21 protein-coding genes are annotated in these 20,233 nt (G+C 69.6%); 14 read left to right on the forward strand and 7 right to left on the reverse strand.

Annotated elements, in window-relative coordinates:
* Nucleotides 1–83: 83 nt before the first annotated feature.
* The 3 genes from HCX50_RS01735 to HCX50_RS01745 are packed head-to-tail and all read left to right on the forward strand — an operon-like array spanning nucleotide 84 to nucleotide 2,501.
* The gene (locus HCX50_RS01735) at nucleotides 84–1,034 is read left to right on the forward strand and encodes a D-alanine--D-alanine ligase family protein (RefSeq protein WP_091032807.1); all 951 of its coding nucleotides are present in this window, start codon (nucleotides 84–86) and stop codon (nucleotides 1,032–1,034) included.
* Nucleotides 1,031–2,071 (forward strand): acyltransferase family protein, encoded by a 1,041-nt coding sequence (locus HCX50_RS01740; protein ID WP_167632789.1) that lies wholly within the window; start codon nucleotides 1,031–1,033, stop codon nucleotides 2,069–2,071. Before HCX50_RS01735 ends, HCX50_RS01740 begins: the two co-directional genes overlap by 4 nt.
* A 40-nt stretch (nucleotides 2,072–2,111) precedes the next feature.
* On the forward strand, nucleotides 2,112–2,501 hold the full coding sequence (locus HCX50_RS01745) for a VOC family protein (RefSeq protein ID WP_167632790.1): 390 nt from the start codon (nucleotides 2,112–2,114) through the stop codon (nucleotides 2,499–2,501).
* Between the two features lie 123 nt (nucleotides 2,502–2,624).
* Here the strand turns inward: HCX50_RS01745 and HCX50_RS01750 are convergent, their stop codons facing one another.
* The 7 genes from HCX50_RS01750 to HCX50_RS01780 all read right to left on the reverse strand — a co-directional run bounded on the left by HCX50_RS01750 (nucleotide 2,625) and on the right by HCX50_RS01780 (nucleotide 9,494).
* A complete protein-coding gene (locus tag HCX50_RS01750) occupies nucleotides 2,625–5,159 on the reverse strand; it encodes a DEAD/DEAH box helicase (protein ID WP_167632791.1) in 2,535 nt (844 codons plus the stop codon).
* 42 nt (nucleotides 5,160–5,201) lie between these two features.
* The gene (gene deoD / locus HCX50_RS01755; RefSeq protein ID WP_091032800.1) at nucleotides 5,202–5,915 is read right to left on the reverse strand and encodes a purine-nucleoside phosphorylase; all 714 of its coding nucleotides are present in this window, start codon (nucleotides 5,913–5,915) and stop codon (nucleotides 5,202–5,204) included.
* 29 nt (nucleotides 5,916–5,944) lie between these two features.
* Entirely contained in the window at nucleotides 5,945–6,481 is a 537-nt protein-coding gene (locus tag HCX50_RS01760; RefSeq protein WP_091032798.1) for a roadblock/LC7 domain-containing protein, read from the reverse strand.
* Complete coding sequence (locus HCX50_RS01765) at nucleotides 6,478–7,128, reverse strand: GTP-binding protein (protein WP_167632792.1); 651 nt, start codon at nucleotides 7,126–7,128, stop codon at nucleotides 6,478–6,480. Before HCX50_RS01765 ends, HCX50_RS01760 begins: the two co-directional genes overlap by 4 nt.
* Nucleotides 7,125–7,496: a hypothetical protein gene (locus HCX50_RS01770; protein ID WP_091033288.1), complete on the reverse strand. Its 372-nt coding sequence runs from the start codon at nucleotides 7,494–7,496 to the stop codon at nucleotides 7,125–7,127. The genes HCX50_RS01765 and HCX50_RS01770 overlap by 4 nt, the downstream gene beginning before the upstream one ends.
* Nucleotides 7,497–7,764: 268 nt before the next feature.
* Nucleotides 7,765–8,433, reverse strand: coding sequence for a DNA alkylation repair protein (locus HCX50_RS01775; RefSeq protein WP_167632793.1), 669 nt, complete (start codon nucleotides 8,431–8,433; stop codon nucleotides 7,765–7,767).
* A 23-nt stretch (nucleotides 8,434–8,456) separates the two neighbouring features.
* Nucleotides 8,457–9,494 (reverse strand): FUSC family protein, encoded by a 1,038-nt coding sequence (locus tag HCX50_RS01780; protein WP_167632794.1) that lies wholly within the window; start codon nucleotides 9,492–9,494, stop codon nucleotides 8,457–8,459.
* Nucleotides 9,495–9,624: 130 nt separating this feature from the next.
* On the opposite strand from HCX50_RS01780, the gene HCX50_RS01785 reads away from it, so the two are divergent.
* The 11 genes from HCX50_RS01785 (at nucleotide 9,625) to HCX50_RS01835 (ending at nucleotide 20,232) form a co-directional block, all read left to right on the forward strand.
* The gene (locus HCX50_RS01785; RefSeq protein WP_029261433.1) at nucleotides 9,625–10,080 is read left to right on the forward strand and encodes an SRPBCC family protein; all 456 of its coding nucleotides are present in this window, start codon (nucleotides 9,625–9,627) and stop codon (nucleotides 10,078–10,080) included.
* A gap of 74 nt (nucleotides 10,081–10,154) precedes the next feature.
* On the forward strand, nucleotides 10,155–10,319 hold the full coding sequence (locus HCX50_RS01790; protein WP_167381581.1) for a hypothetical protein: 165 nt from the start codon (nucleotides 10,155–10,157) through the stop codon (nucleotides 10,317–10,319).
* Between the two features lie 79 nt (nucleotides 10,320–10,398).
* Nucleotides 10,399–11,460: a DUF998 domain-containing protein gene (locus HCX50_RS01795; protein WP_167632795.1), complete on the forward strand. Its 1,062-nt coding sequence runs from the start codon at nucleotides 10,399–10,401 to the stop codon at nucleotides 11,458–11,460.
* A 125-nt stretch (nucleotides 11,461–11,585) separates the two neighbouring features.
* A complete protein-coding gene (locus HCX50_RS01800) occupies nucleotides 11,586–11,876 on the forward strand; it encodes a hypothetical protein (RefSeq protein ID WP_167632796.1) in 291 nt (96 codons plus the stop codon).
* A 56-nt stretch (nucleotides 11,877–11,932) separates the two neighbouring features.
* A complete protein-coding gene (locus tag HCX50_RS20000; protein ID WP_167632797.1) occupies nucleotides 11,933–14,821 on the forward strand; it encodes a helix-turn-helix transcriptional regulator in 2,889 nt (962 codons plus the stop codon).
* A 74-nt stretch (nucleotides 14,822–14,895) separates the two neighbouring features.
* Complete coding sequence (locus HCX50_RS01810; protein ID WP_017831237.1) at nucleotides 14,896–15,099, forward strand: cold-shock protein; 204 nt, start codon at nucleotides 14,896–14,898, stop codon at nucleotides 15,097–15,099.
* 193 nt (nucleotides 15,100–15,292) lie between these two features.
* A complete protein-coding gene (locus tag HCX50_RS01815) occupies nucleotides 15,293–16,321 on the forward strand; it encodes an ABC transporter substrate-binding protein (RefSeq protein ID WP_167632798.1) in 1,029 nt (342 codons plus the stop codon).
* Nucleotides 16,322–16,354: 33 nt separating this feature from the next.
* Nucleotides 16,355–17,404 carry a FecCD family ABC transporter permease gene (locus tag HCX50_RS01820; RefSeq protein ID WP_167632799.1) on the forward strand — a complete coding sequence of 350 codons (1,050 nt, stop codon included), beginning with the start codon at nucleotides 16,355–16,357 and terminating at the stop codon, nucleotides 17,402–17,404.
* Nucleotides 17,401–18,483 carry an iron chelate uptake ABC transporter family permease subunit gene (locus tag HCX50_RS01825; RefSeq protein WP_167632800.1) on the forward strand — a complete coding sequence of 361 codons (1,083 nt, stop codon included), beginning with the start codon at nucleotides 17,401–17,403 and terminating at the stop codon, nucleotides 18,481–18,483. The genes HCX50_RS01820 and HCX50_RS01825 overlap by 4 nt, the downstream gene beginning before the upstream one ends.
* Nucleotides 18,480–19,280: an ABC transporter ATP-binding protein gene (locus HCX50_RS01830; protein WP_091032774.1), complete on the forward strand. Its 801-nt coding sequence runs from the start codon at nucleotides 18,480–18,482 to the stop codon at nucleotides 19,278–19,280. The genes HCX50_RS01825 and HCX50_RS01830 overlap by 4 nt, the downstream gene beginning before the upstream one ends.
* Nucleotides 19,270–20,232 carry a siderophore-interacting protein gene (locus tag HCX50_RS01835; protein ID WP_167632801.1) on the forward strand — a complete coding sequence of 321 codons (963 nt, stop codon included), beginning with the start codon at nucleotides 19,270–19,272 and terminating at the stop codon, nucleotides 20,230–20,232. The genes HCX50_RS01830 and HCX50_RS01835 overlap by 11 nt, the downstream gene beginning before the upstream one ends.
* Nucleotide 20,233: the final 1 nt, after the last annotated feature.

Raw genomic sequence — 20,233 nt, forward strand, 5'->3', positions numbered from 1 at the left:
GTGCAGGAGTGGGCGCGGTGGGCGGGCAGCATCCCGCACACCATCGTGACCGGCCTCGGCGCACGCGTGCAGAGGAGCGTGGCATGACGACGAAGGTGCTGGTCATCGGCGGAGGGCAGAATCCCGAGCACGAGGTCTCCCTGGCATCCGCAGCGGCGGTGGCCGCGGCGCTGCGGATGGGCGATCACGACGTCACGTGCGTGACGATCGACCGCGACGGGATCTGGCGCGTCGAGGGGCGCCCGAACGGGGGATCGCCGGCCGAGTCGCTCGCGCTCGCGCTGCCGCTGCTCACCCGCACCGACGTGGTGTTCCCCGCCGTGCACGGTGCGTTGGGGGAAGACGGAGCGCTCGCGGCGCTGTGCGCGCTCGCCGGAGTGCGCGTCGTGGGGTCGGGGCTGCGGGCGGGGGCCATCGGCATGGACAAGTGGACGACCAAGCTCGTGGCGGATGCCGTGGGTCTCGGCACCGCCCGCGGCCGTCTGGTCGCCGCCGACGACATCGGCGACGTGGAATTCGAGGGGGAGGTCGTGGTCAAACCGGTGTCGGCGGGCTCGAGCCATGGAGTGGGCCTCGTCACGGAAGAGGGGCAGCTGCTCGCGGCGCTCGAGGAGGCGGCGGGCTTCGATCGGCGCATCCTCGTCGAGGAGGTCGTGCGGGGGCGTGAGATCGACGTGGCGGTGCTGCGCGAGAAGGGCGGCATCCGGTGGGCGGCGCCGCCGCTGGAGATCCACGCGACCGGGCTGTTCGACACGGCCACCAAGTACGACGGCAGTGCGCGGTTCACGGTGCCGGCGCAGCTCGATGCTGCCGAGGCGGCCGCTCTCAAGCGGGCGGCGATCGCCGTGTTCGATGCGCTCGGGTGCGATGGCGTCGCGCGCATGGACTTCTTCCTCACCGAGCGGGGGCCGGTGCTGAACGAGGTCAACACGATGCCGGGGCTCACCGCCGCCTCGCAGGTGCCGCGGATGTTCGCCGCGGCGGGCGTGACCTACGTCGACCTGGTCTCGCGACTCGTGCGCGCGGCCTCGTGACCGCGCCGGCGCCACGGGTCGGATGGCCGGATGTCGCGAAAGGCATCTGCATCCTGCTCGTCGTGCTCTGGCACGTGGTCACGAAGGTCGCGGTCGGTATCCCGGGCGCGGGGCCGGTGACGGATGCCTGGGTGATGCTCAACGCGCAGCTGCTGCCGCTGCGTATCCCGCTGTTCTTCCTGGTCTCCGGGATGTTCGCGGCGCGGGCGGTGTTCGCCGCGAGCGGTGGCTCCTGGCGGCGTCGGGCCGGGCGTCTCGCGCTGCTCTACCTCGTGTGGGTGCTCATCCAGACCGTCGTGCTCGCGCTCACGCCGGAGTTCGACACAGCCCGGGCGACCAGCGGGTGGGAGCTGCTCGCGCAGCTCACCATCAGTCCGACGAACCTCTGGTACCTGCTCGCGCTCGCCGTGTATCTCACGGTCGGGCGGCTGACGCGCGGGCTCCCGACCGTCGCCGTGCTGTCGGTGGCATTCGTGATCGCCGCGGTCGCCGGGGCGGGTCTCCTTCCTGATCTCGGCAACCTGTGGCAGCTGGTGCAGAACCTGTTCTTCTTCCTCGTCGGGCTGCGGCTGCGGGCGATCGTCGAGCGCTTCGCGAGGCTGAGTGGCGTGGGCGTCGCGGTCGCGCTCGCCGCCGGGTACGCAGGGGCACTCGCCGTCGTCTCGGTGCTCGGCATCCGGCTCGTTCCCGGTACATGGCCGCTGCTCTGCCTGGTCGCGGTGGCATTCGGGGTTTCGCTCAGCGTGCTCCTCGACCGGCACGTCGAGGTTGTCGCGCGACCGCTGCGGTGGATCGGCCGACGGACCCTGCCGATCTACGTGCTGCACATGATGCCGCTGGCACTGATCGACGCGGGGCTGCATGCTGCCGGGTGGCGGACGACACCGGTGCTCGAGGCCGTCGGCCCTCTCCTGCTGACGGCGGTGGTGGTCGCGATCTGTCTGGCCCTCCACGCGCTGCTCGTGCGCTGCGGTCTCGCGGCGCTGTTCGATCCGCTGCGGGTGACCGACCGGCTCACGGCCCGCATCCGTCGATGAACCCCTCGACAACCGCGGGGCGACGGCGGACCATGGAGTCATGGCGGCCTTCACAGCGGACAACGCATTCAGCGGTTTCAGCGTCGACGACATCGACGCGGCGAAAGAGTTCTACGGCACGGCCCTCGGCCTCGACGTCGAGGTCAACGCGATGGGGTTCCTCGACCTGCGGCTGCCCAGCGGCGGGTCGATCCTCGTGTACTCGAAGCCGAATCACACGCCGGCGAGCTTCACGATCCTGAACTTCCCGGTGGCGGATGTCGACGCCGCGGTGGACGAGCTCATCGCGCGGGGCGTGCAGACCAAGATCTACAGCGACGACGAGTTCCCCTCCGATGCGCGCGGCATCGTCCGCGGCAACGGACAGGGGCCGGACATCGCGTGGTTCCGCGACCCGGCCGGCAACGTGCTCGCGGTCATGCAGGCCTGATGCAGGCAATGCGCTGAGAGGTGACACTCCCGGGCGGAGAACTCCCCCTCGGGAGGTGATTCTCACGCAAAGCATCCGCCCGTGAGGGAGATGCCCGCCCGAGGCGTTCGCGAGCGGAGGCTGCTACAGCCGGTCCACACCCGTCACGGTCACGACGGCCTGACCGGCTTCGTCGGACGCGGCCAGGTCGATCGTCGCGGTGATGCCCCAGTCGTGGTCGCCGGCGGGGTCGTCGAAGATCTGCCGTGCGGTCCAGGAGGTGGCGCCCTCGGTGAGGATCAGCAGCTTCGAGCTGCGCGCATCCCCGCCGGTGAGGATCTCGTCGTGGTCGCCGTAGTACCCGTCGAGGGCGTCGGACCAGGCGTCGGCGCCGAAGCCCGGGTCGAGCTCGGCCAGCGCGGCCACGTCTTCTCGCGCCGCGAGCTGCACACGACGGAACAGTTCGTTTCGCACCAGGATGCGGAAGGCGCGGATGTTGCTCGTGAGGCGCTTCGGTGCGGGCGGCACGATCGGCTCGTCGGGGGCGTGCGGATCGAAGCGGCCGTTGTCGACGCCGGCGATCAACTCTTCCCACTCATCGAGCAGGCTGGAGTCGACCTGACGGACGAGTTCGCCGAGCCACTCGATGAGGTCGCGCAGATCCTCGTCCTTCAGCTCTTCCGGGATGGTCTGCGAAGCGGCGCGGTAGGCGTCGGAGAGGTAGCGCAGCACCACGCCCTCCGAGCGCGCGATCTTGTAGTAGGCGACATATTCCCCGAACGACATGGCCCGCTCGTACATGTCGCGCACGACCGACTTGGGGTGCAGCTCGAAGTCGCGGATCCAGGGCTGGGCGGCACTGAAGGTCTCGAAGGCCGCGGTCAGCAGCTCGTCGAGCGGCTTCGGGTGCGTGATCTGCTCGAGCAGTTCCATCCGCTCTTCGTACTCGATGCCCTCCGACTTCATCGCCGCGACCGCTTCACCGCGGGCCAGGAACTGCTGCTGGCTGAGCACGGGGCGCGGGTCGTCGAGCGTGGCCTCGACGATCGAGATCATGTCGAGGGCGTAGGAGCGGGTGCCCGTTCCAGCGGCCGGGTCCGGGTCGAGCAGCTCGAACGCGGCGAGGGCGAAGGGCGACAGTGGCTGGTTGAGTGCGAAGTTCGGCTGCAGGTCGACCGTGAGGCGGATGTCGCCCTCCGGAGTCTTCTCGACGATGCCGGATTCGCGGAGGGTGCGGTAGATGCCGATGGCTCGAAGCGCGAGCTCGCGCTGCCGTCTCCGCGGCTCGTGGTTGTCGTATACCAGGGAGCGCATATTGGCGAAGACGTCGCCGCCGCGGGCGATCACGTTGAGCATCATGGCGCTCGTGATCTGCATGTGCGAGGTCAAGGTCTCGGGTACCGCGTCGATGAGCTTGCGGAACGACGGCTCGCCCCACGAGACGAAGCCGTCGGGCGCCTTCTTGCGCACGATCTTGCGCTTCTTCTTCGGGTCATCACCCGCCTTCTTCACGGCAGCGACGTTCTCGCTCTCGTGCTCCGGAGCCTGGGCGACGACCGTTCCGGCGGTGTCGTACCCCGCTCGACCCGCCCGCCCGGCGATCTGATGGAACTCGCGGGCGTTCAGCTGCCGCATCCGGGTGCCGTCGAACTTCGTGAGTGCGGTGAGCAGCACGGTGCGGATCGGCACGTTGATGCCGACGCCGAGGGTGTCGGTGCCGCAGATCACGCGCAGCAATCCGCGTTGCGCGAGCTGCTCGACCAGGCGCCGGTACTTGGGCAGCATGCCGGCGTGGTGCACGCCGATGCCGGCACGCAGGAAGCGGGAGAGCGTTTTGCCGAATGCGGTGGTGAAGCGGAACTCGGCGATCAGCGCCGCGATCGCATCCCGCTGCTCGCGGGTGGCGACCTTCGTGCTCGACAGCGCCTGCGCCCGCTCCATCGCTGCGGCCTGCGAGAAGTGCACGACGTAGATCGGTGCCTGCCCGGTGTTCAGCAGGTCGTCGATCGTCTCGTGGATCGGGGTCGTCTCGTAGAAGAAGTGCAGCGGGACAGGGCGCTCGACCCCGGTCACGGTCGCCGTCTCGCGACCGGTGCGCCGGGTGAGGTCGGCGGCGAGCTCGGTGACGTCGCCGAGGGTCGCCGACATCAGGATGAACTGCGCCTGCGGCAGCTCGAGCAGCGGCACCTGCCACGCCCAGCCGCGGTCGGGGTCGGCGTAGAAGTGGAACTCGTCCATCACGACCTGCCCGACGTCGGCATCCGTACCCTGGCGCAACGAGAGGTTGGCGAGGATCTCGGCCGTGCAGCAGATGATCGGGGCGTCGGCGTTGACCGCGGAGTCACCCGTGACCATGCCGACGTTCTCGGCGCCGAACACGTCGACCAGTGCGAAGAACTTCTCGCTCACCAGGGCTTTGATGGGTGCTGTGTAATAGCTGCGGCGTCCCGCGACGAGGGCGGCGAAGTGTGCGCCGATCGCGACCAGCGACTTGCCGGTGCCGGTGGGGGTGGAGAGGATCAGGTTGTTGCCGGAGACGATCTCGATGACTGCTTCATCCTGCGCGGGATAGAGGCTGATGCCGGTCGACTCCGCCCACTCGACGAAGGCGAGGTAGACGGTATCCGGGTCCGCGGCGTCCGGAACGAGGGCGGGATCGAGCCGCGGTGGGGAAGTCATGGTCTCTCGATCATCCCATCCGCGAGGACAGGTCCGACGGGCCTAGGCCGAGGTGGCGGCGCGCAGGGCGATGCGGATCATGTCGCCGAAGGTCTGCTCGCGCTCCTGCGCCGTGGTCTCCTCGCCCGTGACGATGTGGTCGCTGACCGTGCAGATGGCGAGCGCGCGCCGCCCGTAGTACGCCGCGAGGGTGTAGAGCCCGGCCGCCTCCATCTCGACGCCCAGGATGCCGTGCTGCACGAACGGCTCCGTGAGCTCGGGGCGGGTGCTGTAGAACTGGTCGCTCGAGAACAGCTGCCCGACATGCACGGTCGACTCGAGGTCTTCCGCCTCGCTCGCCTCCACCGCCGCGCGCAGGAGCCCGAAATCCGCGACCGGCGCGTAGTCGAGTCCGTGGAAGCGCACGCGGTTGATGCCGGAATCCGTGGATGCGCCGTTGGCGATGATGATGTCGCGCACCTTGACGCGTTCGGTCAACGCCCCGCACGATCCGACCCGCACGATCGTCTGCACGTCGTAGGAGTCGAACAGCTCGTTCGCGTAGATCGCCATCGACGGCTGGCCCATGCCGGAACCCTGCACCGAGATGCGGTGCCCCTCCCACGTGCCGGTGAAGCCCAGCATGCCCCGCGTCTCGGTATACAGCTGGGCGTCGTCGAGGAACGTCTCGGCGATCCACTTCGCTCGCAGCGGGTCGCCGGGGAACAGGACGACGGGGGCGATCTGGCCGGGCTCTGCGGCGATGTGCGTGCTCATGGCCCCAGCGTAGCCAGCGACCCCATGCCTCAGCCGGGGGTTCCGGCGAGCCCCAGGGCGGTGATGAGTTCGTACGCTGCCGAGCGTGCCTGCACGATGACGGTGCCCACCTGGACGCCGGCCGCCGACACCGACAGGAGCAGCTGGCCGTACGGCGCGAGCACGAAGCTGAGCAGCGAGAGTTGGCTCTGCCCGATCGACACCGACACGACGGCCGACAGGCTCGGTTCCGCCCCGCCGGAGATGATCTCGGCCTCGGCCCTGGCGACGCCGAACAGCGAACCGTTGATCGCCGCCAGCCGCTCTCCCGTCTCGTCCGGGGTGCCGACGGAGGCGATGTGCAGGCCGTCGGCGGTCGAGAGGACAGCCGTCGTCAGCTCGGGGAAACGCTCTTGCAGATGACGTAGTCGGGTGAGCGCGGCCTGGCTGACGACGTTCGACCAGAGCGCCCAGTGGGCCGCGATCTCGGGATGCATGAGCACGGGGTCGCCCGCATAGGTCGCGTCGTCCCGGTGTGCGGCGTCGTTCGCGAGTGGGGGGTGGTCTGTTCGGTTGTGTGTGTTCACGACTCTTCTTCCGGAAGGTCAAGGGCCACGCAGGCGACTCGCATCACGCTGTCGCGATCGCGGGCGTCGGCGGCATGAACGCGGTTCGTGGGGATCCCGTATCGCGCCAGGACCTCGGCGAGCTCCTGGCGCACCGTGCTCAGCGCGTCTTCTGCGCAGTGGCTCACCGCGATGACCATTCGATGGCTGTCACCCGCGAACCGCGGTATCCAGGCGGCGGCGTCGGCGGCGAGGTGTGGCCGGTCGGCACGCAGCCAGAGCAGGATGCGCGTGTCTGCCGTTGAGGATCGGCGTCGGGCGGGCGCGAAGCGGTCTTGCCCCGGAACCCCTATGAGCGTGACGGCGATCTCGGGCGTGGGTTTCCACGCGCCGTAGTCGAGGCCCACCGTGGTGGTGGTCTTCTCGCCGTCGCCGTACTCCGCTGATCCGGCCGAGATCGGAACGTCGGTGTCGACCGGCGGGATGTCACTCAGTGCCCGGACGGCGGTCGTCTTCCCTGCCCCGACCGGCCCGGCGAAGATGAGCCGGTAACGGTTCGGCAGATTCACGTGCCGCCAGCGCGCGCGCCGCATCGGTGTCTCCACCGACGCGGAGCGCACCCACGAGATCTCCTCGAGGCCGTCGCTGCGCACGGCCTCCCTGGTCAAGCGTTCAGGGCCGCCACGTGGCGGTTGACGGCAGAGCGGAGAAGCGCGAGGTTGGTCGCCTGGCGGTCGGCAGCGAGATAGATGAACATCTCGGGGGTGATCATCTTGAGCAGGTGGAGCTGCGTGTCGAGCGTGAGCAGCATGTCTTCGAAGGTCGCGTCGAGACCGAGCGCCTCGATCGTGCGCATCTTGTTCTTGACGATCTCGCTGTTGTAGGCGCTGGCCACGTCGAGGTCGAAGTCCGGTCGGACCGAGCTCGAGGCGAGCGGCATCCCGGACTCCAGATCGACGACCGATGCGCCGATGAAGCCGTTGATGTCGTGCGCGATGTCGGCGATGAGTGTGTTCAGGTCGTCTTGCGTGGTCATGATGCTCCCCAGGTCGTGTCGCGCGCGGCAGAGACCGCCCCATGCGATCACCCCAGAGCCCCCGCGACTCATAAAGTGTATAACGTTACTGGCTCAAAATGCGGAATCGTGGCGGGACACGCCTGCCGGTCACCGAGGCGGATGCCGGGCCCGCCCGTTCCGAAGGAGAACTCACGCAATGAAGGAGCGGATGCCGGAGGGTCTCCTTCAGAGCGTGAGATCTCCTTCGCGCCAGGTGGGTGGCAGCACGCAGCAACCCTGAACCAGCTCAGCCTTCGAGGCGCCGCACGAGCTCGCCGATCCACAGCGGGGCGAACGGCGAGGTGCAGCCGGGGGCGGTGGGGTAGTCGGCCAGGACCTGCAGGCGCTCGCCGATCTCCAGCGCCCTCGCGCGGTACTCCGGGTGGTAGATGCCGATGTTGGCGAGGGTCTCGTTCATCGCCCACTGCAGGCGCGACGGAGCATCCTTCATATCGCGCTCGATCAGGTCGAGCAGATGCGGCAGGTCCAGGCCGTCGGCGTCCTTCATCACACGCACGGTCGTGAGCGACCAGGCGGCCGCCGCCACAGTGGGGTCGGCGTCGTCGAACCAGCGCAGCCGCAGCTCTTCCGCGAGCGGGGTCTTCTTGGCGACGTAGTTGACGAACCAGTCGTTGACCTTCGGCGGACGGGTCTCTCGCAGCATGGCGTCGAGCTCGTCGGCGGTGAAGTCGCGGGGGCGGCAGATCAATAGCGCCAGCAGTCGCGCCGGGGTCTCGCCGGTCGCCCACAGCTCCTGCGCGAGCGGCTGGTCGGTCTTGATCCGCTTCGCGAGCGCGCGCATCCGGCTGAGGTTGATGCCGTGGTCGTCGCCGCGTTTCTCGTTGGCGGCGCGCATCTTCGGATCTTCCAGTGCGGCGAGCTCGCCCAGCGCCTCCGCGACGGTCATGTCGGACATGCCACCAGCGTAGGCGGAGTCGGTCAGTCCTCGTCGAGCAGTTCGCCCCGGATGCGGCGCAGGTCTTCCATGAGCGAGCCGATCAGGATCCAGTGCTGCGACGACGGCGGCCGGATCACGAGTGGCGCGGTGAGCGCGGGGATCGCGCTGGTCATCGTGTCAGGCTCGGGCGACGCCTCGGCGATCTGCACGGCCAGGCGCACGTCGTGCCCGGCTCGCCGCAGCTGCTCGGCGATCGCGGTGACGGCGGGCTCTTCACCGATCGTGTCGTCGTAGTGGTCGAAGTACGCGCGGGTCATGCCGATCGTCTGGGTCACGATGGGCGACAGACGCTCGAGCAGCTCCCGCATCTCCTTCAGCTCGCTGCGGTGGGTCGAGCGCCGCGGGTTCAGGGTGAGCGACTCCTCGCCCGCGGCGATGGAGGCGTCGGCGGCATCCTTCATCGGACGCAGCAGTCGCACCTCCAGCATCAGCTCCTGCAGCTGTGCGGCCGTCTGCGGCTGCGGCAGCGCGACGGCCAGGCGGTCGAGGCTGGCGGCGAGCTCCCGCCCGAGCAGTCCGACGGCGCGCCGCGCGGGGGCGACCAGCACCGGAGGCACGATCAGCGCGTTCACGACGATGCCTATCACCACGCCGATCAGGGTCTCGACGATGCGCGCGAACGCATACTCGGGGCTGGACGATCCGAGCGCCAGCACGAGCATCGCCGAGATCGCGACCTGGTTGCCGGTTCCGGGGGAGGCCCGGAAGATCCACGCGACCAGCATCGCGACGACGATGGCGAGCAGCACGATCCAGCTCGGCGACCCCAGCAGCAGCCCGAGCGCGACGGCGATCACGACGCCGGCGATCACCCCGATGCTGCGCTCGAGCGCCTTCGACAGCGACTGATTCACGCTGGGCTGCACGACCAGGAGCGCGGCGATCGCGGCGAACACCGGGAGCTGCGCGGGGAACACCCATCCCGCGATGAGCCACGCGGCGATCGTCGCTGCGGCCGACTTCACGACCTGCAGCAGCGGAGAGCGCTGGGAGGCGCGGATCGCGGCGGGGATGCGCATGTCCTCAACGGTAGTCCCGTGGTGTCGCGGATGATCGTCGTCCGACGATGCGGCTGTCAACCCCGTCGCCGATCCTCGTCGCAGCGGGCTGAATGGGACGACACGAACGACGAGAAGTGAGGAGCATCACATGGTGCAGATCATCGAGACCATCGACGTCGACGTCCCCGTGCGCACGGCGTACAACCAGTGGACGCAGTTCGAGAGCTTCCCGAAGTTCCTCGACGAGGTCGAGTCGATCACTCAGATCGACGACACCCACACGCATTGGAAGGTCAAGGTCGGCGGCGCGACCCGCGAGTTCGACGCCGAGATCACCGAGCAGCACCCGGATGAGCGCGTCGCGTGGAACAGCACCGGCGGCGAGACCGAGCACGCGGGAGTCGTGACGTTCCACAAACTCGACGACACGTCGACCCGTGTGACCGTGCAGCTGGACTGGGCGCCGGAGGGCCTGCTCGAGAAGCTCGGCTCCCTCGTCGGCGCGGGCGGTCACGCCGTCAAGAAGGACCTGCAGAACTTCAAGGAGTTCATCGAGGGTCGCGGCGTCGAGACCGGATCCTGGCGCGGCGACGTCGACGCCTGACGCGAACCGCACGTGAGGCCCGGATGCAGCTCCTGCATCCGGGCCTCGCTGCGTCATCGTTGTACGATCGCGCCATGACGAAGACCACATTCAAGCCGGGTGACGAAGTCATCACTCCGCGTTCGCGGGGAAGGGTCATCGACATCTGCGCGACGCCCTCCGGGCAGTTCATCTTCGGCATCGAGGACGAGACCGGAGAGGTCACCTACTTCACCCCCAAGGCTCTGCAGCACGCCTGACGGGCCGGCCAGGGCTCGAGTCGCGAGGCCGGGTGCGCGGGATCTTCCGCGCGTCCGAGGGGAGTGCTTGCATGGGCTCATGGAGCGGGACGAGAAGCTGCGCGGCGAGACGAGGGCCGTCTGGGCGACCGCGGTCTGCTTCGTCGTCGGTGCCGTCGCGGGCATCCTTCTCCTGGGCGGGGATGCGCGCCCGCTCACCGGTCCCGGGTCGGTGGCGCTGCCGGTGGCGGCGATCGCCGGGATCGTCGCCGCAGCCGCGTTCCTCGTCAGCACGCTGAGGCACCGTCGCGCGGAGACCGGACCGATGCCGCGCTGGCAGGCTGTGGTCTCCGACCTCTCGACCGTCGCGCTCACCGTCGCTTTCGGAGCGGTCACCGTGATGGGGGTCCTGCTCACGGCCGAGATCCTCGCGGTCGGCCTCCAGGGTCTGCAGCTCGCGGCGGTCGGCGGCGGCCTGCTCGCGGGCGTCGCCTCGGCCGTCGGTGGTCGCTTCGCGTTCGGTGCCGGCATCGGTCTGCGCACCGCCGACCTCTCCGCGCTCCTGTTCGGATTCCTCGTGATCGGCACGCTCTTCGCCATGGTCACCTCGGCCGACCCGCGCTGGTGGGAGCAGAACTTCTCGCAGCTCGGGTCGGGCTGGGCCTTCAACGGCACGCTCGTCGTCGCGGGCCTCCTGATCGCGGCCGTCGGCTCGTACATCGGCCGCGACCTGCACCGGATGCTCGGCGACTCCGCTCTGCGGCGCATCGCCGTGGTGGTCGCGCTGTGGGCGGCGACCGGTGTCGCGCTCGCGGCCGTCGGTCTGCTGCCGCTGCACCGGGCGCCCCTTCCGCACGACATCGCCGCGCTCGCGACGCTCATCCTGTTCCTCGGATCTGCGGCCGCGACCGTGGCCGCCATCCCCGCTCCTCCCCGTGCGCTGCTGATCACGTCGATCGGCGTCGCCCTGCTCATCGTGGTGGCCGTCGTGCTGTGGGTGCCGTTCGGCCTCTACTCGGCCACGGGGGTCGAAGCCGTCGTCGTCGGGCTCGGACTGCTGTGGATGGCGACGCTCGTGCGGGTGCTGGCGATCCTCGTGCCGGCGCAGTCCCGCCCCTCGGCCCGTCGGTCGCCGCTGCGCGCCGAGTCTCCGCAGGCCTAGGCATCGCGATCCCTAGACCGCGGCATCCCTAGACATCGGCGGCAGAAAGATAGGGAATCCGTCCGATGTCGGCGGGGCACCTCAGAGCGGAGTGTAGGGATACCGCACACCGCCGAGGAGATCCCATGTTCGAGCACACGTTCTTCACCGAGCAGTACACCGGCTACCAGCAGGAGGAGATGGAACGCGCAGCCGCGCGGCGGCGCATGCTCGTCGAGCACGCCGACCAGATCGTTCCCCGTTCCCCCGGGGCGGTGCGTCGGACGCTGACGCGCATCTTCCGTGGATCGACGGCCAGCACTGTGGGTGCACGCGACGCGGGCCGCAGCGCCACGAACGCGCGTCCCGGCGTGGGACACGCGGCCTCGGAGCGGGCGAGCTCCGGATGCGAGCCGACAGCGGCACCCGCACGGTGAGCATCGTCGTCGCGGAACGCGCCCCCGGTGTCGGTGGAGGGTGGGACGATGAATCCATGCCTTCCTCCGCACCGAGCGCCGCGATGGTCGGCCGTGCGGCCGAGCTCTTCGAGGTGCGCCGGCTGTTCGAGGGTGTGCGCGAGGGCGTTCCGGCGGCGCTGCTCGTCGAGGGCGAGGCGGGGATAGGCAAGTCCCGGCTGCTGCGCGAGTTCACCACCGAGATCGAGCACACCGCCGACGTCCATGTGGGCTGGTGCCTCGACCTCGGGGCCTCCCGCACTCCCTATGGCCCGCTCACCGGCATCCTCCGCTCGATCGTCACGCGCATGGGCATCGAACGGGTGCGTGAGTCGGTCGGCGTGGGCGCCGAGGCGCTGGGGATGCTGCTGCCCGAGCTCGTCGACGCTCCGACCGATCGCGAGCGCACCAGCCCCGAGCGCCTCCGCGACGCCATCGCCTCGCTCATCGAGGCGGCAGCCGAACGGGCCCCGCAGGTTCTCGTGGTGGAGGACCTGCACTGGGCCGACGATTCGACGCTCGCCATCCTCTCTTTTCTCCTGCGCGCGCTCGACCGCGGGCGCATTCTGCTTCTCCTCACCTGCCGGAGCGATGACGTGAGGCGCGGGGATGCCGTGAGTCGCTTCATCGGCGAGGCCACGCGCGCGCGTCTGCTCGAGCGCCTCACGCTCGCCCGGCTCGACGAAGCCGCGGTGCGGGAACTGGCCGAGCAGATCACCGGCAGTCCGCTCTCCGAAGCCGCCTTCGACCGCATGCAAGAGCGAGCGGAGGGCGTGCCGTTCTTCGTCGAAGAGATCGCGGGATGCTCGAACGGCCCTCTTCCCGACGGCCTCCGCGACCTGCTGCTGGCCCGATTCGATCGGCTCGGCGACGCTGCGCAGCATGTCGTCAAGGTCGCCTCCGGTGCCGAGCGACCGCTGTCGCATCCGCTGATCACCCGTCTCGTCGATGTCCCGGAGCAGCAGCTCGACGAGGCGATCCGCGAGGCGACGCGCAGCGGCATCCTGGTCGTGGTCGACGACGACTACCGCTTCCGGCATGCCCTCCTTCGTGAGGCTGTGCACGACGATCTGCTCCCGGGTGAGCGCGCCCGGCTGCATCGCGCCTATGCCGAGTCGCTCGAGGCCCAGGGGGCGGGCAGGGACACCGGCGACGCTGCCGCGCTCGCGTACCACTGGCAGCTGGCGCAAGACGACCGCAAGGCGCTCGTCGCCGCCGCCGATGCGATGCGCCACGCGAAGTCGCAGTACGCGTTCGCGACCGCCGCCCGCTTCGGTGAACTCGCGCTGGAGCTGTGGCCGCTGGTCCCCGATGCGGCTGCTGCGGCGCGCGTCGAACGCCTCGATCTGCTTCTCGTGCTGGGGTCGATCCTCCGCAACGCGGGCGACGGTGAGCGGGCGCTGGCCGTCGCGAACCTCGCGCTCGCCGAGGTCGACCCCGAAACCGTCGATCCGCGTCTGCACGCGCGACTTCTGCGCAACAAGGCGCTGTATCTGGTCAACCTCGGGCGTCTCGGCGCGATCCCGCTGCTGCAGCAGGCCCTGGCCATCGCCGAAGAGCACGTCGACGACGAGGTCTTCCGCGCCGAGCTGCTCAACCAACTCGCGAGTCGCCGCATGATCGCGGGCGACCGTGAAGAGGCGATCCGCCTCGCGGATGAGGCCGAGCGCGGGGCCGCAGGGGCGCAGTCCACGGATCAGCTGTCGATCGCGGCGAACGTCCGCGGCGGCTCTCTCGCGCACCTGGGCGAGGTCGAGGCGGGCGTGCGCGAGTACGAGCGCGCACGGGAACTCGCGACGGGTTCGAACGCCGAGATGCGCTACCGCGTCAACTATTCCGATCTGCTCACTCTGCTCGGCCGCTACCGTGAGGCCGTCGAGGTCGCCGAAGAGGGGCTGCGCCGGGCGCGCGAGCTCCGCGTCGAGCGCACGTCGGGGTCGATCATGGCGCAGAACATGGTGGTGCCGCTGCTCGAACTGGGCGAGATCGACCGGGTCGAAGAGATGCTGTCGCGCGACTTCGTGCAGGGCACTCTGCGGGTGTTCCGCATGTACATGAGCATGACCCATGTGCGGGTGCTGGCCTGGCGCGGCCGGTCATCCGAGGCGGCGGAGATGCTGCAGAGGTGGCTGCCGGCGTTCGAGGAGACCGGCATCTCGGAGCGGCAGATCTGGTACGACCGGGTCATGATGACGGTCGCGGTCGCCGAGAGCGCGGGCGACCTTCGCGGTGCGCTCGACACGATCCTCGAGATGCTGCGCGATGAACGGCCGGCACTGCTGCACCAGCGGCGACTGATGCTGCAGGGCGGGGCACTCCTCGCCGAGCTGCGGGCAGAGGGGTCCGAGGTCGCCGATGCGGCCGAGGTGATTCGCACCGCCTGGCTCGCGCAGCCCGCGCAGCTGCAAGACGACGCCTGGTCGACGATCCTCGTGGCCCTGCTCGACCCGCAGTCCGACTCGCTCGATGCGGCGCTGCTGTGTGCCGACGGCGACGACGTTCCGGTCACCTTCCGCGTCGTGCTCCGGCTCGAGCAGGCGCGGATGCGGGTGCACGACGGCGACCGTGCGGGTGCGTCGACCGTGCTGGCCGAGGCGGCCGAGATCGCCGAGGCCCTGGGGCATGCGCAGCTGCAGGCCGCCGTCGCCCGTTTCGCGACCGATGCGGGGCTCGGGCTCCGCCTCGTCGCGGAGCCTTCCGCCGGCACCGACCCGCTGACCGCGCGGGAGAAGCAGGTGCTCGAGCTCATCGCCGAGGGGCTGAGCAACCGCCAGATCGGCGAGCGGCTGTTCATCAGCGTCAAGACCGTGAGCGTCCATGTGTCCGCCGTACTGCGGAAACTCGGGGTCAGCACACGCACCGAGGCGGCTCTTCTGCAGAAGAATCCGTCGCACAGTGCTTCTGGTCAGCCTGCCGTGGTAGCGTGACTGTGCGCGCGTCTCGGATGTTCCGATTCGGCGTAGGCCGTGTAAACGGCTAAGTCAACAGAAAGTAGAAACACATGGCCACTGGCACTGTGAAATGGTTCAACGCGGAAAAGGGCTTCGGCTTCATCGCTCCCGATGACGGCTCGGACGACCTTTTCGCCCACTACTCGGCTATCGCCGGCTCCGGTTTCAAGGAGCTCCGCGAGAACCAGAAGGTCGAATTCGACGCTGAGCGTGGCCCCAAGGGCATGCAGGCGGCGAACATCCGCGCTCTCTGAGCGCGCGCTGACTTCCTGAAGCCGGCCGGATCCTCACGGATCCGGCCGGCTTTTTCTGTGCCCGCAGCTGCGCGGGGTACCGGGACTCGAAGTGAGGTCGCCCTAACCTCCGTGTTAGATTAGGCCAGGCTTACCAAAGGCTGGGCGCACCTCTTGCGCCGCCCCCTCACCCCGAACCCCGAAGGGAACGCCTGTGCGCACCTCTCGAATCCTCGCCATCGGCGCGGCCGCTGCACTCGCAGTCGGCCTCTCCGCCTGCGCCTCCTCCGCGCCGGAATCGACCGGGACCGCCGGTGGCAACCCGGCCTCGGCGGATGCCTTCCCCGTCACGGTGGAGCACGCCTACGGCGAGACCACCATCACCGAGAAGCCCGAGCGCATCGCGACCGTCGCCTGGGCGAACCACGAGGTGCCGCTGGCGCTCGGCATCGTCCCGGTCGGCATGAGCAAGGCCTCCTGGGGCGACGACGACGACAACGGCGTGCTGCCGTGGGTCGAGGAGAAGCTCGACGAGCTGGACGCCGAGACGCCGGTCCTGTTCGACGAGACCGACGGCATCGACTACGAGGCTGTGGCCGACACCGAGCCCGACGTGATCTTGGCCGCCTACTCCGGTCTCACCCAGGAGGAGTACGACACCCTCTCCAAGATCGCCCCGGTCGTCGCGTTCCCGGAGGTCCAGTGGGGCACCTCGGTCGACGACATGATCGAGATGAACTCGAAGGCACTCGGCCTCGAGGATGAGGGCGAAGCGTTGATCGACGAGCTGCACGCCGACGCCGAGGCCGCGCTCGAGGCGAACAGCGAACTCAAGGACAAGAAGGTCCTGTTCGCGTACCTCGACCCGGCCGACCTGAGCCAGATCGGCTACTACACGGCGATCGACACGCGCCCCGGTTACCTGCACGACAACCTCGGTCTGCCGTTCCCATCGATCGTGGAAGACACCGCAGACACCGAGAAGTTCGACCTGACGGTCAGCGCGGAGGAGGTCGCGAAGTTCGCCGACGTGGACGTGTTCGTCACCTACGGCGACGACGCGCTCATCGCTCAGCTCCAGGCCGACCCGCTGCTGTCGAAGATCCCGGCCATCGCCGAGGGGCGCATCGCGATCCTCCCCAACGCGACGCCGGTCGCCGCATCCGCGAACCCGTCGCCGCTGTCCATCCCGTGGGGCCTCAGCGACTACCTCGCACTCCTGGCTGCGCCGCTGTCGAAGTAACCGTTCGATCCGCATCAGCGGAGTGAATCCCCCGTGACCTCAGCAACCGTCATCGCCCCCGCACCGGGAGCCGCAGACCTGCGGCGCCCGGTGCTGGTGCGCACCCTCTGGCTGCTCGTGGGGCTCGTGGTCCTGGTCATCCTCAGCATCCTGTCGATCTCGTTCGGCGTGCGCGCGGTCTCGTTCGACGACATCGTCGCGGCCCTCGGCGGCCACACCGACACGATCTCCCAGGCCGCGATCGTCAAGCGCATCCCGCGCACGGTCCTCGCCCTCCTCGTCGGCGCCGCGCTCGCCCTCTCCGGTGCCACGATGCAGGCCGTGACCCGCAACCCCATCGCCGATCCCGGCATCCTGGGCGTCTCGAACGGCGCCTCGCTCGCGGTCGTCTGCGGCATCGCCTTCTTCGGGCTCAGCAACCCCTACGGGCAGATGGGGTTCGCGATCGCGGGGGCCGGGATCGCCGCCGTCTTCGTCTACACGGTCGGCTCCCTCGGACGCGGGGGCGCGACGCCGCTCAAGCTCGCCCTCGCGGGGGCGGCGACCTCGGCGGCCTTCGCCTCGCTGATCAGCGCGGTGATGCTGCCCCGCGTCGACCTGCTGCAGACGTTCCAGTCCTGGCAGATCGGCGGCGTCGGCGGTGCGGAGTGGCCCCGCATCGCGCTCACCGCACCGGTGCTCGCGGTCGGCGCCCTCATCTGCTTCCTGAGCTCGCGCGGCATGAACTCCCTCGCCCTCGGCGACGACATGGCCAAGGGCCTCGGTGAGCACGTGTTCCGCACGCGCATGATCTCGGCGCTCGGCGCGGTGATCCTCGCGGGAGCCGCGACGGCCATCGCCGGGCCCATCGGCTTCGTCGGCCTCATCGTCCCGCACATGTGCCGGATGCTGGTGGGCACCGATCACCGCTGGCTGCTGCCGTTCTCGGCCATCGCCGGTGCCGCGCTGCTGACCGCGAGTGACATCATCGGCCGCGTGATCTCGCCCTCGTCGGAGGAGATCCAGGTCGGCATCATCACCGCCATCATCGGCGCCCCGTTCTTCATCTGGATCGTCCGTCGGCAGAAGGTGCGTGAGCTGTGAGCACGACCGAGCACACCGAGCACACCCTCGACCGCGCCGACGAGCCGGCATCCGCGCGGATCGCACGCATCGTCGCGGGACGTCGCGCGCGCCACCGCCGCCACGCGATCGCGACGATCGTGCTCGGCATCCTGTTGCTCGTGCTGTTCACGGTCGCCCTCATGGTGGGCAACACGTTCTACCCGCTCGACGAGGTCATCCGCGTGATCCTGGGCGAGACCGTGCCCGGAGCGTCTTTCACCGTCGGCGATCTGCGGCTGCCCCGGGCGATCCTGGCCGTCCTCACCGGCATCGGCTTCGGCATGGCGGGCGTCTGCTTCCAGACGATGCTGCGCAACCCGCTCGCCTCTCCCGACATCATCGGCATCTCGAACGGCGCCGGGGCGGCCGCGGTCTTCGGCATCGTCGTGCTGTCGGTGAACGGGCCGGTGGTGTCGCTGCTCGCCCTCGGCGGTGCGGTCGTGACGGCCTTCGCGATCTACCTGCTCTCGATCAAGGGCGGCTTCGCCGGCACCCGCCTGATCCTGATCGGCATCGGCGTCGCCGCGATGCTGCAGAGCGTCATCTCGTACATGCTGTCGCGCGCCGCGAACTGGGACATCCAGACCGCGATGCAGTGGCTGACCGGAAGCCTCAACAACGCGTCGTGGGAGCGGGTGCTGCCGATGGCGATCGCCGCGGCCGTGATCGTGCCGCTGATGCTGTCGCAGGGCCGCGCGCTCGGCGCCCTGCAGCTCGGGGACGACTCGGCGGCCGGACTCGGGATCCGGGTCAACGCCACGCGCCTGCTGCTCATCCTCGGAGCGGTCGCGCTGCTCGCATTCGCGACGGCGGCCACCGGTCCTATCGCGTTCGTCGCGTTCATGGCCGGACCCATCGCCGCCCGCATCACGGGGCCCGGTGCCAACCTGCTCCTGCCGTCGGCGTTCGTCGGGGCCGTGCTCGTGCTCGGCGGCGACCTGATCGGCCAGTTCGCCTTCGGCACCCGGTATCCGGTGGGCGTCATCACCGGCGTGGTCGGCGCTCCCTACCTGATCTACCTGCTCATCCGCACCAACCGCTCCGGGGGTTCGCTATGACCGTCTCGCACAGCCTGTCCGCCGAAGGCGTGAGTCTGGCCTACGGCGACCGCACCGTCGTCGACGGCCTCGACCTGCAGATCGCCCCCGGCCGCATCACGACCATCGTCGGGGCCAACGGATGCGGCAAGTCGACGCTGCTGCGCTCGCTCGCCCGCCTGCTGTCGCCGACCGAGGGCCAGATCGTGCTCGACGGAAAGTCCGTGCACGCCCGGCCCACCAAGGAGGTCGCCCGCATCCTCGGCCTGCTGCCGCAATCGCCCGTGGCACCGGAGGGCATCGCGGTGGCCGACCTGGTCGGGCGGGGACGGCACCCGCACCAGAAGATGCTCGCGCGGTGGAGCACTCACGACTACGAGGTGGTGGCGGATGCCCTCGACGCCACCGGCATCACCGACCTGGCCGACCGCAGCGTCGACGAGCTCTCCGGCGGGCAGCGGCAGCGCGTCTGGATCGCGATGGCCCTCGCGCAGGAGACCGACATCCTGCTGCTCGACGAGCCGACGACCTTCCTCGACGTCGCGCACCAGGTCGAGGTCCTCGACCTGCTCACCGACCTGAGCGTCTCGCGCGGCACCACCATCGTCATGGTGCTGCACGACCTCAACCTCGCGGCCCGCTACGCCGACGAGCTGGTCGCGATGAAGGACGGCCGGGTGCACGCGACGGGCGCCCCGCAGGACATCGTCACCGCACAGCTCGTCGAAGAGGTCTTCGGCCTCGCCAATCAGATCACCATCGACCCGGTCTCCGGCAAGCCGATGGTCACACCCATCGGGAGGCATCATGTCCGCTGAGACGACCACCACCGAGCGTCCGACCTACATCCTCACCCGCGCCGAGGTGCGCGCCGTCGTCCGCGTCTCGCCCTCGTTCGTGCGCGTGACATTCGGTGGCGACGACCTGTTCGAGTTCGGCACGCCCGGCGAGGTGTTCGACAGCCGCATCAAGCTGGTCTTCCCGCCGGCATCCGGCATCCTCCCCGAACTCGATCGAGCCTCGGACAACTGGTGGCAGTCGTTCCTCGCGGTGCCGGAGGAGGAGCGCGGCTCCATGCGCACCTACTCCGTGCGCGAGCTGCGGGTCGATCCCGAGACCGGCACCGAGGTGGACGTCGACTTCGTGCTTCACCTCGAGCCGGGGCTCACCGGACCCGCGTCGCTCTGGGCGAGTCAGGCCGCGGTCGGGCAGGAGCTCTACCTGGTCGGACCGCGGCGGGGCGTGGACGTGGATGCCCACGGCGGCGCCGAGTTCGCGCCGGGCACCGCGGCATCGGTCGTGCTCGCCGGCGACGAGACGGCGGCTCCCGCCATCGCCCGCATCCTGGAGGACGCGCCCCGCGACCTGCGCGGAGTGGCCTTCATCGAGGTGCCGTCGCCCGCCGACATCCTGCGCATCGACGTGCCGGCCGGTGTCGAGGTGCACTGGCTGCCGCGCGACGCGGGTGACCCGCACGGTCTGCGCTTGATCCCCGCGGTGCTCGGCTACCTCGGAGACGCCGACGCCGCCGAGGAGATCCGGGTGAAGGACATCGACGGCGAAGATCTGCTCTGGGAGACGCCGGACTACTCCGGCCTCGGGGAAGAGATCGACCGGGCGGATGCTCCGGCCGAGCGCTACTTCTGGATCGCGGGGGAGAGCGGCGTGGTCACTACCCTGCGCCGCCACCTCGTCAAGGACCTCGGCGTCGACCGCGGGCAGGTCGCGTTCATGGGCTACTGGCGCCGCGGCGTCGCGATGCGGGGCTGAC

Origin of the sequence: Microbacterium sp. B19(2022), assembly GCF_012030385.1 — a bacterium.
In the GTDB taxonomy this organism is placed as follows: Bacteria; Actinomycetota; Actinomycetes; order Actinomycetales; family Microbacteriaceae; genus Microbacterium; species Microbacterium oxydans_B.